A 1,952-nucleotide genomic window follows, 5' to 3' on the forward strand; every position below is an offset into this window, starting at 1 on the left:
GTGCACCCGATTCTGCTGTGGACATGGACTCGACACCCACATCCTCGCAGGCCAGGTGCACCTTTCTTTCACTGACCTCGATCAGTCAAATCCCCCCTGAACAGGGGAGGTTGGCCTCCAAAAAGTGACGTGGTCCAGCAGTGCTGGACAATGGGCGTCCGTCGGTTCCGTCCAGCCAGCCGGTAGCCTCTGTCACGTGATGACGGACAACTTCGACGTGGCTGATTTTGCTCGGCAGTTCCGAGCCTTCATGACCGCCGTGTCCCGGCTTGCCCCGCCCGAGAAGCCTTCTGCGCTGCGCCGACGGCTCGAGTCGCATCTGGGGAGGGATCCCGACGGACTTCCGGTGGTCACCGACTCGTTCCCGGCGTTTGAGCACCCCAACATCCAGGTGGCGCTTGAGGCGTACCTCGACGAGGGGGGCCGGAGGGCGGACCTGCTGGGGATAAGCGGCGCCAACCGCGAGCACCACGGCTTGGCGGACATCGTGAACGCCACGGGCCGTCATCAGCAGTTCGATGTGGGCGCTGTCGACTACGTTTCGGTCCCGGTGGGGGTCGAAACGGACATGACGTGCATCGGCTTCGGTCTACTGTTGATCGTCTCGTCGGACGAACGCCTCGTCGTCCTGCTACGCGTCGGGGCGCGTCGTACCGGTGTGCCGCAGGTGCAGTTGGAGGTGCTCACCGCCGACGTGACGGCAGCAAGGCGGTTCCTGGACACCATCCGCAACCTGGCGGCCGAGCGCAGCGTCTTCCGCGGCCAGGTTCTCTCCTTCGAGTCACACGAATTCTCCGACGGCCTGGGGCCACTGAGGTTCCACCACCGGCCTAAGATCGACCAGGCAGACGTGATCCTTCCACCCGGTGCACTGGAAGCCCTGCACAGAAACGTTGTCGGCACCACTGAGCATCGAGCTCGCCTCCAAGCCGCTGGGCACAGGCTCAGGAGGGGCGTCGTTCTGTACGGGCCGCCAGGCACCGGCAAGACGCACACGCTGCGGCACCTGATCGGTCGGGTGCCGGCCGCCACGGTCCTGATCGTCACCGGGTTCTCCGCGCAGTTCATCCGTGAGGCGTGCACACTGGCCCGGACGCTCGCGCCGGCCATCGTAGTGCTCGAGGACGTGGACCTGGTCGCCCAGGGGCGCGAGCGCCCGTCCGCGGCGCTGACCAACCCTTTCCTGGCCGAAATTCTGAACATGATGGATGGAGTGGCGGAGGACGCGGACGTCACCTTCCTGCTGACCACCAACCGGCTGGAGGCGGTCGAGGAGGCGTTGGTGCAGCGCCCCGGTCGCGTCGATCTCGTGGTCGAGGTTCCACCGCCGGACGAGAAGGGCAGGGCCCGCCTGCTGGCCCTCTACGGAAGATCGATCTTTCTGAGTGACGCCGACTTCAGTAGGATCGTAGAGTCAACCGCCGGGGTCACCGCCTCATTCTTCGCCGAGCTGGGCCGCCGAGCCGAGTTGTTGGCTGCCACGAACGGAGATGCGCAAGCGGACGTCGGTCACGTCATGCGAGCTCTCGATGAGTTGAACGGCAGCCGAGCGGCTTTCGGTGGACGCGGGTAGTCGGTCCCCCGGCTATGCGATACGAAATTGCAGTGACGTGATCTCAACAAGAATCCAGTAGGTATCGGTATTCGTAATGGGTGAGGTGGAGTGCGGCGCGGACGGTGTCGCCGAGGTGTCGTGGGCTGGCGGTGCTGTGTCGTAAAGTGCGCCAGCGGCCGGTCAGGAGTGCGAAGCCGCGTTCTCCGAGGCACCGCATTGATCGCAGGATCGCGTTGTGGGTGCCCTTGTCGACGGCGAGGCGACGGCCGTCGGCGGGTTGCTTGTACAGGGCATTCGCAAGATCGAGATATGACCGGATGGCCGGTTGTGAGGTAGTCACGCCGGTTTCGGTGGATACGTAGAAGAACGCGGTCCTCTGGTGATCATTCAGGTGTCT

1 protein-coding gene and 1 pseudogene are annotated in these 1,952 nt (G+C 64.5%); one reads left to right on the plus strand and one right to left on the minus strand.

Features of this window, described 5'->3' with window-relative positions; translation table 11 throughout:
* Positions 1-199 precede the first annotated feature (199 nt).
* On the plus strand, positions 200-1,573 hold the full coding sequence (locus tag AC2CHE_RS26760; protein ID WP_484507597.1) for an AAA family ATPase: 1,374 nt from the start codon (positions 200-202) through the stop codon (positions 1,571-1,573).
* Positions 1,574-1,616: 43 nt separating this feature from the next.
* On the opposite strand, the pseudogene AC2CHE_RS26765 reads toward AC2CHE_RS26760, so the two are convergent.
* Positions 1,617-1,952 (minus strand): annotated as a pseudogene (locus tag AC2CHE_RS26765) (hypothetical protein); the annotation flags it as partial.

Source organism: Micromonospora sp. ATLC16 (assembly GCF_057196645.1).

What these genes read in the sequence shown, in the direction of transcription:
- AC2CHE_RS26760 (WP_484507597.1), top strand. Translation starts at nt 200, where the DNA reads ATGACGGACAACTTCGACGTGGCTGATTTTGCTCGGCAGTTCCGAGCC.